We start from the raw sequence: 16,305 nt of genomic DNA on the forward strand, positions 1-16,305 counted from the left end.
CGCGGCCACGTCCCACGTTGTGACAGATCTGGCAACACACAGATCGTGTTGGTGCTATTTGACAGCGGTAGCTATTTTAGTGGGCTTCAATTTCGGTTCCGCTGTGAGTCGGTCATCGCGAATTCGGGGTTGGACCGGCGACGCTGATTACACTGGCTACGGTGCCTGTTATCCAGCATTGCCTCCGTGACCCACCAGTCGTTCCATACCGTCGAACGACGCGGCACAGCGAAGGATGGGAAACGCGTAAGTATTGGGAATGAGATGAATTAAACGTATGACGCAGACGTATGAGAACTATATCGGCGGTGAGTGGACCGGGAGCGGAGAGACACAGGACGTCACGAACCCGGCAGACGAGACTGACGTCGTCAGCACGGTTCCGGTGGCCTCGGCGGCGGACGCCGACGAAGCGGTCGCGGCCGCGGCGGAAGCAACAGACGAATGGGGCGGGATGCCTGGCCCGGAGCGCGGCGCGATCCTGCGTGAGACCGGTGAAATCCTGAAGTCCAGGAAAGACGAGCTTGCGGAGACGCTGACCCGCGAAGAGGGGAAACCGCTCGGCGAAGCCGAGGGCGAGGTACAGCGTGCGATTGATATCTTCTATTACTACGCGGAGAAGGCCCGCGACTTCGGCGGCACTGTGAAACAGCCAAGCGGCGGCCGCGCCGGTCTGCAGACGAAAAAAGAGCCGATGGGCGTCGCGGCGCTTATCACGCCGTGGAACTACCCCATCGCGATTCCGGCCTGGAAGATCGCCCCGGCGCTTGCGGTCGGCAACACCGTCGTCATCAAGCCCGCGATGCAGGCGCCGACCGTCGGCGCAATGATCGTCGAGGCGCTGGACGAGGCCGGTATTCCGGACGGCGCTATCAACCTGGTCTGTGGCCCCGGTAGCGAGGTCGGAGAACGGCTGACCACCCACGACGACGTCGACGTGGTGTCGTTCACCGGCAGCGCGGCCGTCGGCGAGCACGTCTACGAACAGGCGACGAGCAACGGGAAGCGCGCACAGGCAGAAATGGGCGGGAAGAACCCGACCGTTGTCATGCCGAGCGCCGACGTGGACAAAGCGGCCGACATCGTCGGGGCAGGGGCCTTCGGCGGGACGGGGCAGGCCTGTACAGCGACCTCCCGGGCTATCGTCCACGAAGACGTGTACGACGAGTTCCTCGACGCCGTCGTCGACTACGCAGAGTCGCTCGAGATCGGAAACGGCCTCGACCGGGCCGGCATGGGACCCCACGTCAGTGAAGACGAGCTCGCGGGGAGTCTGGAGTACATCGACATCGCACAGTCGGAGGGAGCAACCCTCGAAACGGGCGGCGAAGAACTCACTGGTGGCGAGTACGACGCCGGGAACTTCATCTCGCCGGCCGTCTTCTCCGACGTCGAGCCTGACATGCGTATCGCACAGGAAGAGGTGTTCGGGCCGGTGCTCGCCGTGATTCCCGTCTCCGACTTCGACGCAGGTGTCGAGGTCGCCAACGACATCGACTACGGGCTCTCGGCCAGCATCGTGACCGACCGAATCGAGGAGGAAAACGAGTTCATCGAGCGCTCCGAGTCCGGTGTGGTCAAGGTCAACGAGAAGACGACCGGACTGGAACTGCACGTTCCCTTCGGCGGCCTCAAGCGCTCCTCGACGAACACCTACCGCGAGCAGGGTGACGCCGGACTGGAGTTCTTCAGCTACATCAAGACGGTGTACCGCAACAGCTAATGGAGGCGGCCACCGTCGCTGACGGTGGAGTGTAGTTTTTATTACAATAAAGTTATATAGTATTATTCTTAATATCCTGTTGCTCTTGTCCACCGCAAGAGCAAGCGTGCAAAGTCATGGTCGTAGCCCAACCGACCGACGATGGTGGAACGGTCCCAGCATCAACACTGTCTGTCCCGTACAGGCGTTCCACTCTCGTTGTTAGCGCCCCGGCATCCGAAGCAAGTTTCACTACCGCGAAGTGCCACTAGCCGGTCAGAATGCGGCGAGAAACGAAAGCGTCATTCGAATGGGCGCAGCGCCGTTCTGTCAGTGGCAGTCATTGTAGACACCTCGTGTGAACACAGCGAGTGCGACAGGGCTTCGAAGTTGTCCCTGTCAGACGAACCGTGGCGCTCCGCCCTCGACAGTCCGTTCAGTATTATGGAACGTTTTCCGTAACGGTTGTACTGTCGTTATTCTCGATACGGAAACCGGAGAGCGTAGACGAAGACAGTCCACAGACGGCCCGTGAAACAGTATTTTCCGCCCGGATTATCGACGGGTCGCTGTAGAATATCTGCGGGTGAGACAGTCATATGGTTCCATAATACCAAACATCTATGTCATCTGCTGGGACTAGTTTACTTAACAGACGAACTACCATTCGCCACTCTAGAACAGCGGGAGCTGACACGGGCGTGCCAACACAAAAGATAATATCCAGCCAGTCGATGGCAGCGGCATGAACGTTGACGCGCTCACGGGAGGATTCGACCGTCGAGACTGGCAGGAACAGACAGAGACCGACGATCCAGTACGGTTCGCGATGATCGGCGTCGGCTGGTGGACCACCGAACAGGCGATGCCCGCCGTCGACGCGGGGGACCTCTGTGAGACGACTGTGCTGGTCAGCAGTGACCGCGAGAAGGCGGCCGATGTGGCCGCTGATTCGGAGACAGTCGAACACGCGATCACCTACGAGGAGTTCCACGAGGGGGCCGCGAGCGACGCGTACGACGCCGTCTACATTGTCACCCCGAACGCGCTCCACCTCCCCTACGTCGAGACGGCGGCAGAACTGGGGAAGGCAATCCTCTGTGAGAAGCCGATGGAGGCCACCATCGAGCGCGCCGAGCGAATGGTCGAGGTCTGTGACGAACACGACGCGACGCTGATGATTGCCTACCGGATGCACACCGAGCCAGCCGTCCGGCGGGCGAAGGACCTCATCGACGAAGGGTACATCGGCGAACCGCTGTTCGTCCACGGGAATATGACCGAACCCATCCTCGAACTCGTCCCCGACCCCGACCAGTGGCGGCTGGACGGGGAGCTTTCCGGCGGCTGTGCCGTGATGGATATCGGCCTCTATCCGCTGAACACGAGCCGATTCCTGCTGGATGCCGACCCCGTGGCCGTCCGGGGGACTGTCGCATCGGTACAGGAAGAGTTCGCCGACGTGCCAGACGAACACGGCGCGTTCCAGTTAGATTTCCCCGGCCACATGTACGCGGTGTGTACAGCCAGCCAGAACGCCCATCTCGACAGTCACATATCCGTACTCGGAACCGAGGGCAAGGTCCGCATCGAACCGGCCTTCTATCCCTGGGACGACCGCGCGCTCCAGCTTTCCCACGAGGGAACGACGGTCGACATCGACTTCGAACAGATCGATCAGATGGAAGAGGAGTTCGAGTACTTCGCCCACTGTCTGCTGACCGACACTGAGCCCTACGCCGACGGTGAACACGGCCTCGTCGACATCAACACGATCAAGGCTATCTACGAGGCCTCCGAGACGGAGTCGACAGTCACACTCGACTGAATGCGGTGCGAGATTTTTTGACCCGGCCAGGCGTAGTTCGGCGCATGGTTCAGTCAACGTGGGACGACTGGTTCGTCCGTGACGAAATAGAGGCGACAGACCCCGGCGATGGCGTCGTAATCTGGTACCTCGGTTGTAACGGCTTCGTACTCCGGTCGCAGTCGACGACGCTGTACATCGACCCCTACTTCGGGACTGGCGACCCGCCGAACCTCATTCGCATGATTCCGGTGCCGATAGACCCCGCCGACGCGACCCAGTGTGATGCCACACTCGTCACACACGAACACATCGACCACATGCACCCGCCGTCGTACGGCCCGCTGGTCGAGGACCTCGGAGCGGACCTGTACGCCCCGTCGGCATCGTATGACTCCCCGGACTACGACGGTGAGATGCGGGTCCCCGACGAGCAGCGCAACGAGATCGCCGTCGGCGACGAGTTCGCTGTCGGTGATTTCACCGTTCACGTTACTGGCACCAACGACCCCGACGCCATCGAACCGGTGGGGTACGTCATCGAGCACGACGCCGGGACGTTCTTCCACGCCGGCGATAGCCGGCCTGCCGAGGCGTTTACCGACGTCGGCGAACGGTTCGACATCGACGTGGGCGCGCTGGCGTTTGGCACCGTCGGCTCTATCTACGAGCCCGAGCCGGACTGCGGTGTCAGAACGAAGTGGTACATGGACGAAAACGAGATTATCGAGGCCGCAAATCAGCTCCAGCTATCCCGGTTGCTCCCCTCACATCACGATATGTGGCAGGGCGAGGCCGGCGACCCGAAGGTGCTCCACGAGCACGCGGTGTCGTTCGACTACCCCCGAGTCATCGAACCGCTGTACATCGGCTGTTCGGTTCGGCTGGGGGAGGCCGGTATTCGTCGTATTGACGCGCTGGACTGAGTGATACTGCCGGCTGTAACTATTTCAAGATATTCGCCACCCCGAGATGGCGAGATTCTTCACAGACTTACAGCTGGCAGTATGAGACCGTGGTTCCGGTAGCTGCTGTGTCGGCCGCTCAAACAGAGACGGCGTATCTGTCGCGGGGTAGCTTTAATATCCCCACCACAGTATGTCCGGCAAATGTCGCCAACGATAACGAGGATCGAAAGCCGAGAGTTCGAGTACCCCCTTAATGACGTCGGGACCGATAAACACGGCTTCAATCTGGTCTATGCGCCGGGCGAGACAACCACGCGGAAACTGTTCGGCGTACAGATTCACACTGACGAGGGAATCACGGGCGAGTACGTCGGCGGGAACTCGCCGGCAGCCGCCCAGTACAACATCATCGCGAAGTACCTCATCGGCAAGGACCCGCTGAAACGCGAGAAACACTGGTCCGAATGCAAGCGCGCGCTCCGGAAGTACGACCGGATGGGCATCGGCCCGATCGATATCGCGCTGTGGGACTTCGCCGGCAAGTACTACGACGCCCCGATTCACGAACTGCTGGGGACCTACCGCGAGCGTATCCCCACCTACGCGTCGACGTACCACGGCGACGACGCGGGCGGGCTGGACTCACCCGAGGCCTTCGCCGACTTCGCCGAGGAGTGCCGCGACGAGGGCTTCGGCGGCTTCAAGATTCACGGCTGGGGCGGCGGCGACGACGCCCGAAGTCTCGACCGCGAAGTCGAGGCAGTCCACGCCGTCGGCGAAGCGGTTGGCGACGAGATGGACCTGATGCACGACCCCGCCTGCGAACTGGAGACGTTCGCCGACGCACTGGAACTGGGCCGGGCGCTCGATGAACAGGGCTTCTTCTGGTACGAGGACCCGTTCCGCGACGGCGGTATCTCACAGCACGCCCACAAGAAGCTGGCACAGAAACTCGACACGCCGATTCTCCAGACCGAACACATCCGTGGACTGGAGATCAAGTCCGACTTCGCCGCCAGCGAGGCGACCGACTTCCTCCGGGCCGACCCCGAGTACGACGCGGGCATTACCGGCGCAATCAAGGTGGCCCGGATGGCCGAAGCGTACGGCCTCGACGTGGAGTTCCACGCGCCCGGCCCGGCCCAGCGCCACTGCATTGCCGCCTGCCGCAACTCCAACTACTACGAGATGGCGCTGGTCCACCCGGACTGCCAGAACACCCAGCCGCCGGTGTACGAGGGCGGCTACTCCGACCTGATGGACGCCGTCGACGACGACGGGACAGTCGATGTCCCCGACGGCCCCGGCCTGGGCGTGGAGTACGACTGGGACTACATCGAGGACAACACCACCGGGAGCGTCCACATCTACGAATAGCGGCACTGTTTCTCCCGGTAAGCGCACTCCGTCCGTTTTGACCGCCGCAGTAGCGAGCCGTCTCGTCGTTCGCGGAGTCAGGCCGCCGAGCGTCATCCTGTTGGGCCTCAGGCCAATACTTATGCCGGAATCGTCCGAACGGATAGTAGTTGATGACAGACGGAGACAGGACCCTGACCCGCCGGGAAACGCTCCGCGCAGCCGTCGCCCTCGGAGGGTCGACAGGGCTCGCAGCCTGCCTCGACCTGGAGGGGCAGCCAACGGAGGCGGGAGGGACAGACCGCGGTACCGACCGGCCGGCTGGCACCGAATCGGAGGCTGAACTACCGAGTCGACAGCACGCGTGGAACGAGTTCTCTCGAACCGACGAGCACGGGAATCCGGTGCCGGCTCGGCACCATGTGTTGTTGCTGGCCGACTATGTTGGCGACGGACCGGTCGATGACGGCGACCGGACGCAAGCGGAGAACGCGTTTCGCGAGCTAGAGGAGACGTATCGGTGGGAGTCTGACGGGCTTCTGTTTACTGTCGGCTACTCCCCGGCGTACTTCGACCGGTATGACGAACCGCTCTCCGAGTCGGTCGACCTGCCACAGCCAGCGGCGCTGGCCCCTTTCGAGGACCCGTCGTTCGATACCCCGGACCTCCTCGTTCATCTGGCAAGCGACCGCGCTTCGGCGGTGCTGGAGGCCAAGCAAGCGCTGTTCGGTGAGCTGGAGACCGCAAACGGGAGCGAAGTCACCGAAACCATAGACGGGACGGTCGAGTTGGTCGACCGACGGACGGGGTTTATCGGTGCGGGGCTCCCGGCGGAACACGACGACGTGGATGGCGTTCCGGACGGCGCGGTCCCCGAAGATGCACCGCTGTTCATGGGTTTCAAATCGGGGTTCCGACAGAATCAGGCGACGGAAGACAGCGTAACGATCGCGGAGGGGCCGTTCGCGGGCGGGACCACGCAACACCTCTCACTGCTACGCACGGAACTGGACCAGTGGTACAACCAAGACTCCCGGGAACAGCGCGTCGCCAAGATGTTCTCGGCGACGCACGCGGCGGAGACCCTGGTCGAGGGCGTGGGCGACAACCTCGGTGATTCGTCGCTCGTAGCGGAGACTGGCGTCGCTGACCGAGTCGAGGACGACGCATTTGAGAAGGGAGTGGTCGGGCACGCACAGAAACTCGCGCGTGCACGAGATGAGGGCGGTGACCCACGGCTCCTCCGACGCGATTTCGCGACGGTAGACGATGGCCAAACCGGAGTACACTTCCTCAGTCTTCAGGAGGGCATAATGGACTTTATCCGGACCCGGAACGCCATGAACGGCGACGACGTTGCGAATGTCGGCGGCGTCGGTACGAAGAACAACAACGGGATACTGCAATACGTTACGACGGTTCGACGCGGGAACTACTTGCTCCCGCCCCGCTCGAAACGCTCGTTCCCCCGTCCGTCGTGACCCGGCCGGCCCCACAGTCCGCCCGAACGACGGCGACGGTCTATCCCTGACAAGGTTTTTTATCCTTTCCGAGAGCAGAGGGATACCATGTCGCCCAGGAGAAACCCGACGCGCCGGGACTTCATCGCTACGAGCGGGGTAGCACTTGGGGTGAGTGTCGCCGGCTGTGCAACGGGGGATGACGCCGCGGACGAGACCCCGTCCGAGGCTGCACCTGGCGGTACCGAATCGACGCCCGAAGGAACCGAACAGGGACGGGGAAATGAGCTCCCGACAGCGTCTGCCCAGGAACGGCCATTAGTGCACATCCCGGCACATCAAGACGGGATGCGGATGGTCGGTATGGAGGAGGTAGGACCGTATATGGTGGCGATGTCCTATACACTGCTTCACGACTTCTGGATACTAACTGGCAAGGAGAAGATTTACGTACAGATCGAGGACGGGCAGGGACTGCATCTCATGGCAACCGTGTGGGACCCTGAGTACAACCAGCGCATCCCGCTGGGTAGCCCGCCGGTCGAGGTTCGAGCCGCCGAAAGCGGCGACAGTGTGACCAAAAAGTCGCTGTGGCCGATGCTGTCCCAGCAGATGGGCCCACACTTCGGGGACAACGTCGCGTTTCCGGAGGAGGGAGAGTACACGGTGCAACTCTCGTTTGACCCGGTCTCAGCGCGGCAGTTAGGGGAGTATCGCGGGCGGTTCACCGACGCGGTGGACGCCGAGTTCGACCTGCTGTTCAGAACCGACATCACGAACAACATTCGCGAGCGGTTCGTCGACGAGGCGGGACAAGCGGGGGCGCTCGAACCGATGGAGACGGATATGCAGCCCGACGGAAGGCTGGCGGATGCAGCGTCGCTACCGGGTGAACACGGCGGGATCGTCGAAAGTGGTGCTGCGGAATTTGTGGTGCAGGTGCTGCGTAGGGCTCCGGCCGGAATCGACAGCTCTGGCCCGTATCTCGCCGTGTCCGCTCGAACGCCGTACAACCAGTATCCCCTCCCGTTCATGGGTCTCCGAGCAACTGTGGCCAACGCCGGCGAGGAGGTCCGCGAGCCACTGAAAGCAGCCGTTCACCCCGAGCTGGGGTATCATTACGGTGCCCCGTTCCCTGCTATCGCGATGGGTGACGAGGTGACGCTTTCGGTCGGGGCCCCGCCACAGGTCGCGCGACATCGCGGCTACCAGACTGCGTTTCTGGAGTTCGACGACACGACGCTCACGCTCGGAGACGGGACGTAGGGGGGCTACTCGGGGACACAGCGAGGAGACGACAGTTCTCACGCCAGACGTGGCCTGGCCGTGTACTGTCAGCTACGATCGAGATGCAACTCCGGGTCAGAGTGCCACATCGGGAGAGAGTCTGCTACCGCCGAGACGACGGAACCCAGCTACAACCATCGCACGGAAGGCGGGCGCTGGGATGCCGGACGACCGACGACGAGAGAGCGCACGACGGCGATGCGGCCCAGTGTAGGACACGCCGCACACAGCGGCGAGACAGTACCGGGTAGCCCGGACGAATCCATGTTTGTAGCTACTCTGTCTTGATTCGGCCTTCGACCGACGGCGAAATCGTCCCGTCCTCCTCGATTGCGTCCTCGACGATGACCGACAGCAGTTCGCCCTCGTTCGCGTCGATAATCCTCGGGGCGTCCTGGAACATCGTGTAGCTGTCGCCGCCTGTGGCGGTGAAGCCGTTCGTTGCGACGGTGTAGGTCGCTTCGGTGTCGAGTGGCTCACCACCGACTGTTACCTCCGTGACGCGGTCGCCCTTCGATTTGTCCGGGTCGTATGTGTAGCGCATACCGCTCACCTGCAGGAATCCGCCCCCGCCGGTCGAACTGAGCTCCAGTGCCTCGACCAGCGTTTCACCGGTGACCTCGATGGTCACCTGGTTGTTCCCGAACGGGAGGACGCTGTAGACCATCCGTCTCGTGATATCCCCTTCGGGGTAGAGTTCGTCGGTCCGGATACCCCCACCGTTCTGGATTGCGACGTCCGCGTTACCGTGGCTGCGGAGCGCATCGGCGATGTAGTTCCCGAAGTTCGACTCCTCGGAACGCACAGTGTCTTCGCGGGCATCGAGCGGGACGGTTGTCTCGCCGACGACGACGTCGAGCTCGTCGCTGAGCTTGCTCTCGTAGCTTTCCGCGACTTCGAGCACACCTGGGTGCGGTTCGACGCGGCCCTCATCAACCGCGGCAGCGGTGTCGTACACCGTCAGGCTGTGGTCGGTTCGCTCCCCGTCTTCGACAGTGAGCGTCAGTTCGCCGAGGTAGTCGTACTCGTCGTCAACAAACGAAAGCACCGTGTCGTTCACGACTTGGGGCTCCTCGGAGAACGTCGCGGCGTGGTCGCCGACGATGGCGTCGATGCCGTCGACAGACTCCGCGAGCTCGACGGCGGCCGGGCTTGCCACATGGGACAGCACGACGACAAGATCAGCGCCGTCGTCCCGCATTTCGGTCACGACTGCCTCGACCGGGGCTTCGAGGCCCGGGACCTCCGTCGTCTCGCCCATGGTGGTGATTGTCGGCGCTTCGACGTTGATTATGCCCGTGAGCCCGACAGTCACATCGCCGGCCGAAACGAGTTCGTACTGGCTCGCTCCCTGTTCAGCGCCGAACACGTCGCCCGTTTGTGCGTTGCGGGCGTTCGCGCTCACCCACTGGAACTCGCTGTCGGAAATGCGGTCCCGCAACACGTCCGGCCCTCTGTCGAAGTCGTGGTTCCCGAACGTGTCGAACTCCAGCCCGCCCTCGTTGAACGCGTCGACGATGTGTTTGCCGTCGAACTGTGCGGAGAGAATAGAGGTGGCCAGGTCGTCGCCGGATCCGACCTTTATTGAGTGGTCGTTGTTGTCCGCGATCTGATTCATCAGGTCGAAGTAGGTAGCGATGTTCGCCGCCTCTTCGAGGTCGCCATAACTGCCGTGGACGTGGGTGTCGTGGACGAGCGTCACCTCGCCCGTTGCAGGTTCAGATGTGCTCTCGGCCGTGCCAGATGAGGTCGTGGTCTCCTCAGCATCTGTAGATGCTTCGTCGGTCTGCTCGGTGCCGTCGTCGGAACTGGAAGCACAGCCGGCGAGTCCCGCAACGCCGAGTGTAGCAGTAGCCGAGAGGAACTTCCGCCGGTCGACTGGTGTGTTCGTCGTATCGTTCTCCGATCGGTCCGCTGAAGCGGCTTCTAGGTCTTCTTTGTTGCTTCGTGACACAGCATACATTAGATTGAACGTTTATATAAAATATTTGCTGGGTGCTAATGTGACGGAACTACAACAATTAATCCACACAGACGCTGGTGTGGTAATATGGCGCAAAGTGAATCACAGACTTGTGCCATATTGGCATTCGGTCGGCAATAGCACAGTAGCGCAAGTTCGGACACACTCGTGCTGCAGCGGTGGAGCAGTCCGCGCCTCAGTGGTCTGGTTTCCGTGGCTTCAGGCTGTCGGCTCATCGGATTTTCGCCCCGAAGACAGTTTCACGGGTGTAATCAGGGCGTTGTAATAGCAGAACCGACACAGCAAGCGGCCGCTACTGCGTCGCGTAGGCCTGGAGGCCCGTCTCAAGGATGTCCCGGTATCGGTCGACGTCGATGTCGACAGCGACACGGCTGTTTGGCTCGTTGTCGGTCGTGCCGTGCTCGTCACAGATGACGGCCCCGTGGCAGGGGCCGCCGGTCGTGTCTACCTCAATGTGGTACTCCTCGAAGGTGAGTACCGATTCGTCGATGAGATCGGCGACGACGGCGGCGTCGTGGATAGCCGGCGCATCGGCCAGCGGGTAGGTCCCGGAGTCGGGTCGGTAGTCGAGCCACTCGGCGATGGTTCCGCGGACGCCGTCGGCCGTGCGGAACTCCTCGATGAACTCGGGGGAGACGGTGGCGCGGTTGGTCACGTCCAGGCCGACCATCCGCGTGTTGGCGTCCTGCAGGACGCGGCTGGCCGCCGCGGGGTCGTTGTGGAAGTTGGCCTCGGCCATCGGCGTCACGTTCCCGGTCGTCATTGCCGCCCCACCCATGAGATAGATGTCCTCGACGAGGTCTGGTAACCGGGGCTCCTTGGCCAGTGCGATCGCCAGATTCGGAAGCGGACCGACGGCCGCGATCGTCAGTTCGTCCCCGTACTCGTGGGCGGCTTCGACGATTGCGTCGGCCCCGTGGATGTCCCGCGTGTCGCCCTCGGCGTCGGGGATGTCGCCGTGGAGCCCGTTCTCGCCGTGAATCCACTCGGCGGTCGTGAGATCGTCGACGAGCGGACGCCCACAGCCCCGGGACACCGGAACGTCGTAGCCACCGAGGTCCAGTATCGCGTGGGCGTTTCGCGTCGTGTTCTCGATAGTCGTGTTCCCACAGACAGTTGAGAGACCGACAACGTCGATCCCGTCGTGACCGAGCGCCATCGCCAGCATGACCGCGTCGTCGCAGCCAGGGTCCGTATCGAAGAAGACTTTGCGTGACATACCTTCGAAGTTCCGCCCATCGGGTCTTAAAAGCTGGTACGTGCCGGTTGTGACACGGACACCGCCGGAGACAGACCTGTGGGCGATCTGTCGGGCCGTCGTCGCTACCACAATCCGTGTGTCGGAATGTGTGGCCGACAGACAAGGTGTGTCCGCCAAAGCCGTCTTATACTGGCCAAGCGGTGCGATACTGGGGGGACAGCTGAGGGTTCATCCATCCCCGAAGTCCGGGCCACAGCTCAGGGGGAAAGTCAATCATTCGTTACGGAGAACAGTCAGTATCCGGAAACAGTGCGTCTATCATAAATTTTAACTATATAGTCACAATACCGTACAGGAAGTGATGGATAGAAATCACATACGGCCAGTACTACTCAGCGTACTACTCGTTTTGTCGGTTGTCAGCACCGGCTTCCTCGGAAGCGCCGCTGCTGCGCCGAGCGAACAAAACGAGCTGGCAACGGCGAACAGTCAGACAGCAACACAGACGGCCTCGGCTGGTGGAGCGACCTGTCAGCTCGACGGGAGCTGTCCGGTTCCTGATGATTCGGTCGATCTCAACAACAGCGGTGCCGGCGTCGACGTGTTGATCGACGGGAGTCATCAGGGCTCGACGTTCACGAAGTTCGCAAACCGACTCAGCGAACGCGGGTACGACGTCGACACGAAACGGTCGACGACCGGCGGGCTGACCTCGTGGAACAGTTCGGCCGCGAGCGGGCTGTCGGACTACGACGTGGTCATCATTCCCGTCCCCCAGACGGCCTATAGCGAGGCCGAGCAGGATGCAATCGACGAGTACGTCAGAAACGGCGGCAGCCTGTTCGTCGTCGGGGACTGGACCTCGCCACTACAGGGCCACGCCGGCAAGCTCAACGACATCACCGACCCGTACGGGCTCCACTTCAACGGCGAGAGCGACAAGTGGCTCCGGAACGTTCAGGATCCGACCAACAAGACAGTCGAGGACTACGAGTGGCGGGTCATTCTGCACAACACGGGCCGGCATCCGATAATGAACAACGTCGACACCGTGGAGTACGACGGAGTCAGTCTCAACGTCACCGACACCGAAAACGGGACGCAGGCCCCGTTGCTGTACGGTGACAGCGATACTTACGAGTACACCTACTCCACGACAGAGAAAGAGTACCCCCGTGGCGAGCGCATCGTCGGTGCGGCCGCGACGTGGGACATCGGTGACAACGGCCGCGTCGTCGCCTTCGGCAGCCAGAAGTCGCTCACGACGTATCTCACCGACGAGTGGCAGGCCGAACACCAGCAGACCGACACGCGGCCGTTCCTCTTCCGAACGGTGAAGTGGCTGGCCTCGTCGGGCCACGTCGAGCGACCGGACAGGCCGGTCGCCGTCACCGGCGAGCGAATCAAGGGCGGCGAGACGCCGGCGAACGAGACTATCGTCCTGAAAAACAGCGAAGTCGCCGCCGCCATCGGCACTGAAACTAACGGTCCTTTCGGCACGCTGCCGGGCGGTATCTACGACGCCAACGCGTACGGGCTGACGACCGACCAGATCGGCGTCGCCGAGTTCGCGTTCAACAACTTCGGGACGTGGCCCGTCTACGAGTCCTTCGAGCGCCAGAACGCCACCGGGCCGGACGGCGCGGCGGTCGTCACCGCGACCGGCCACGTCAGTACGAATCCGAACGTCTCCGTCACGACGACGTACACGCTGCCGGCCAATTCCAGCCACATCTGGATCAACACCACGATGGAGAACGGCGGCGATCAGCGCCTCCCGGTCAACGATTCCGAGCGCCTCCAGAGCGGGGCAGCACTGAGTTCCGAGGGGCAGTCGACCTGGCTCCCCGGTTCGGGGAGACTCGAGGAGACGCGCTCGCCGCCAGTGAGTGCCGACACACTCGACCAGCCCTGGGCCGCGCTCACCGGTGACCGCGTGAGCTACGGCGTCTGGGGCGGGAACGGCTCCTTTACCTCGTACACGGGTGCCACGACCTGGATTGACCCGTGGCTCGAACACCGTCTCGACCCCGGCGAAACGCGGTCAGCGGAGTTCGCTCTCTTCGTCGGCGAGGACGGTTCAAGTAGCGCGACCAGCGAGTACTACAACCAGCAGCAGGGAACCGAGACGGGTACTGTGACTGGCAGCATCGAAAGCACGGACAACGAGTCTGTCTCACAGGCCACAGTCACCGCCTCGAAGGGCGACCGCGCGTTCACCTACACCGTCGGGTCGGAGACCGGAACGTACGAACTCGAACTCCCCGCCGGTGAGTACACGCTGACGGCCGATGCCAGCGGATTCGCGGCATCAGAGCCGAAGTCCGTTACCGTCAGCGGCGGCGAAACGGCCACTGCCGACTTCGACTCGCTGGAGGGGCCGGCCCCCGTCAACGTCACCGCAACGATAGACGACGAGGGCGAGGTCAGTCCCGCCGACGCCCGGATTACGGTGCTCGACGACGGCACCGCGGTCGAGACCGTCTACACCCAGACGACGCCGGCCGGCACGGCCTCGTTCCAGCTCCCGCCCGGTAACTACACGCTGGTGTTCAACCACGGGACCGGCTACATCGCCGAACCAGTCGAGAAGAACATCTCAGTGACGCCCGGCGAGAAAGTCAGCGTCAACGCGACGTTCACCGAGGAACTGGACCCCAGCGAGCGCAACTGGGTCGGCATCGACCCCCACGCCCACAGCAGCGTCAGCTTCGACGGCAAGACGCCCATCGATAACTTCGTCGCCATCCAGAAATCGGCGGGCGTCGACGCGGTGTTCATCTCCGACCACAACGCCATCGGCGGCTGGGGCTCGATGGAGTCACAGGCCGCGGAGCGCGACATCATGTTCATCCGGAGCGAGGAGATCACCACCGGCGACCTGGGGCACTTCAACCCCTACCCGATGCACGGCGAGGAGATGGTCGACTCCGACGGGACCCTCGTGGAGTTCATCGAGGAGTCCCGCAGCCGACACAACGCGACGGTGTTCCAGATCAACCATCCGGGTGACCGCTTCGTCAGCCTCGACAGTGCGCCCGGCCAACACGAGGAGTACCTCCCGATGGTCGACGCCATCGAGGCGTACAACGGCCCGTACGGCGAGTCCGACACCGCCAGCGTCCAGGGGCTGTTCACCCTCTGGAACGAGGGCTACGAAATCACGGCGACCGGTGTCAGCGACGATCACTGTTCGCAGTGCTTCCCGGCGAAATACGGCACCGCCCGCACGCGGGCATACGTCGAGGGACCCGTCACGCCAGAGAAGTGGGCTCAGTCCGTGAAAGACGGGCACACGTACGCGACGTACGGTCCGTCCGTCGAGTTCACCGTCGACGACAGGATGCCCGGCGAGACCGTGAACACGACCGCCGGGTCGTCCGTGGAGGCGTCCGCAACGGTCCGAAACCTCGACGAACTGGCCTACGCCGAGGTCATCCGGAACGGCACGACCGTCTCGAACGTCACGCTCGACGGGACGAACGACACTATGAGCACTGACGTGGACATCGACGGGAACGCCTGGGTCGCCTTCCGCGTCGTCGACGAGGACGGCGACCGAGCGCTGACCAGCCCGGTCTGGATTTCGACCGACCAGCAGGCCGAATCCGGGACTGACGGCAACGGCGAATCCGGCGGCACTACGGGGACTGCGACGCCGGCGGACACCGAGGGCGAGTCAGCGACCACGGCGGCGGATGACACTGCAACCGCGGAGTCGGAGACGACCGCCGCGTCCGGACCCGGGTTCACCGCCGTCGTCACGCTGCTCGCACTCGTCGGCGCAGCGCTGCTCGCAACGCGACGGAGGACCTGAGCCATGACAGACGCCAGCCAGCGACGGAGTCGGCGTGGGTTCCTCGGAACCCTCGCGCTGGCTGCGGCGACCAGCGCAGGCTGTAGCAGCCTCGGCGGCACGCAGAACAGCCAGTCGGACGACATCGGAGCCAGCGGCTCGACGGCAACGCCCGAGACGGGTGAAACGCCCGCGAGGGGAGACGATGGGGCACATCACGACGAGGCGCACGGCCACACGCACACAGACGGCGGTCACGACCACGGCGAGGGACACAGCCACGACAGCGAACACGCAGGTGGCGACGACGAAGCCGGCGGTGCTGCCGACACCGAGCTAGCCGCGTTCGAGTCCAACCTGCGGAAGTGGTTCGTCGACATCGACTCGCTCGCCGTCGAAGACAGCCGCGTCAGGCTGACGTACGTCACGAAGAGCACGCGCGGCCACGAACTCGCGGCCGGCATCGAGACGGTCGTCGTCTCGTTCATTCAGGCGTACACGGACGACTGGGGGGTCGAGGGCCTCGACGCGGAGGTGATCGAACCGTCCGGCGACGTGATGGGCTACTGGCGAACCGAATCGCGGTGGGTCGAACCGGTCGTCGAGGGCCACGAGACGCGGACCGCACTCCTCGAACGGACGCTCGACACGTACCACGGCCGCCTCACTCGCGATCACGACCACGCTGGAACCGACCACAGCGGGAACGAAAGCAGTCACCAGCACAACGGGACAGAACACGCGGACCACTGACGGCAGCAGTGTCATCACTGCCGTCACTGTCGTTCTGGTAGCGAGAAGATG

The 16,305-nt window shown here is 63.0% G+C and carries 10 protein-coding genes; 8 read left to right on the forward strand and 2 right to left on the reverse strand.

The window, feature by feature from the left end; genetic code table 11:
- Positions 1-277: 277 nt before the first annotated feature.
- The 6 genes from xacF (at position 278) to C442_RS13535 (ending at position 8,499) form a co-directional block, all read left to right on the forward strand.
- Positions 278-1,723 (forward strand): 2,5-dioxovalerate dehydrogenase, encoded by a 1,446-nt coding sequence (gene xacF / locus C442_RS13510; RefSeq protein ID WP_008311312.1) that lies wholly within the window; start codon positions 278-280, stop codon positions 1,721-1,723.
- Positions 1,724-2,447: 724 nt separating this feature from the next.
- On the forward strand, positions 2,448-3,530 hold the full coding sequence (gene gfo6 / locus C442_RS13515; RefSeq protein WP_008311314.1) for a D-xylose 1-dehydrogenase Gfo6: 1,083 nt from the start codon (positions 2,448-2,450) through the stop codon (positions 3,528-3,530).
- Between the two features lie 44 nt (positions 3,531-3,574).
- Entirely contained in the window at positions 3,575-4,435 is an 861-nt protein-coding gene (locus tag C442_RS13520; protein WP_008311316.1) for an MBL fold metallo-hydrolase, read from the forward strand.
- A 183-nt stretch (positions 4,436-4,618) separates the two neighbouring features.
- Entirely contained in the window at positions 4,619-5,794 is a 1,176-nt protein-coding gene (locus C442_RS13525; RefSeq protein WP_008311317.1) for a mandelate racemase family protein, read from the forward strand.
- A 152-nt stretch (positions 5,795-5,946) separates the two neighbouring features.
- Positions 5,947-7,254 (forward strand): DUF7405 family protein, encoded by a 1,308-nt coding sequence (locus C442_RS13530; RefSeq protein ID WP_008311319.1) that lies wholly within the window; start codon positions 5,947-5,949, stop codon positions 7,252-7,254.
- Between the two features lie 87 nt (positions 7,255-7,341).
- Complete coding sequence (locus C442_RS13535; RefSeq protein WP_239642304.1) at positions 7,342-8,499, forward strand: iron transporter; 1,158 nt, start codon at positions 7,342-7,344, stop codon at positions 8,497-8,499.
- Positions 8,500-8,794: 295 nt separating this feature from the next.
- On the opposite strand, the gene C442_RS13540 is transcribed toward C442_RS13535, so the two are convergent.
- Complete coding sequence (locus tag C442_RS13540) at positions 8,795-10,483, reverse strand: 5'-nucleotidase C-terminal domain-containing protein (RefSeq protein ID WP_008311323.1); 1,689 nt, start codon at positions 10,481-10,483, stop codon at positions 8,795-8,797.
- A 313-nt stretch (positions 10,484-10,796) separates the two neighbouring features.
- Positions 10,797-11,723, reverse strand: coding sequence for a nucleoside hydrolase (locus C442_RS13545; protein ID WP_008311325.1), 927 nt, complete (start codon positions 11,721-11,723; stop codon positions 10,797-10,799).
- A 343-nt stretch (positions 11,724-12,066) separates the two neighbouring features.
- On the opposite strand from C442_RS13545, the gene C442_RS13550 reads away from it, so the two are divergent.
- Complete coding sequence (locus C442_RS13550; protein ID WP_049942982.1) at positions 12,067-15,522, forward strand: CehA/McbA family metallohydrolase; 3,456 nt, start codon at positions 12,067-12,069, stop codon at positions 15,520-15,522.
- A 3-nt stretch (positions 15,523-15,525) separates the two neighbouring features.
- Positions 15,526-16,254 (forward strand): hypothetical protein, encoded by a 729-nt coding sequence (locus C442_RS13555; RefSeq protein WP_008311328.1) that lies wholly within the window; start codon positions 15,526-15,528, stop codon positions 16,252-16,254.
- Positions 16,255-16,305 lie beyond the last annotated feature (51 nt).

The organism is Haloarcula amylolytica JCM 13557, assembly GCF_000336615.1.
GTDB lineage: Archaea > Halobacteriota > Halobacteria > Halobacteriales > Haloarculaceae > Haloarcula > Haloarcula amylolytica.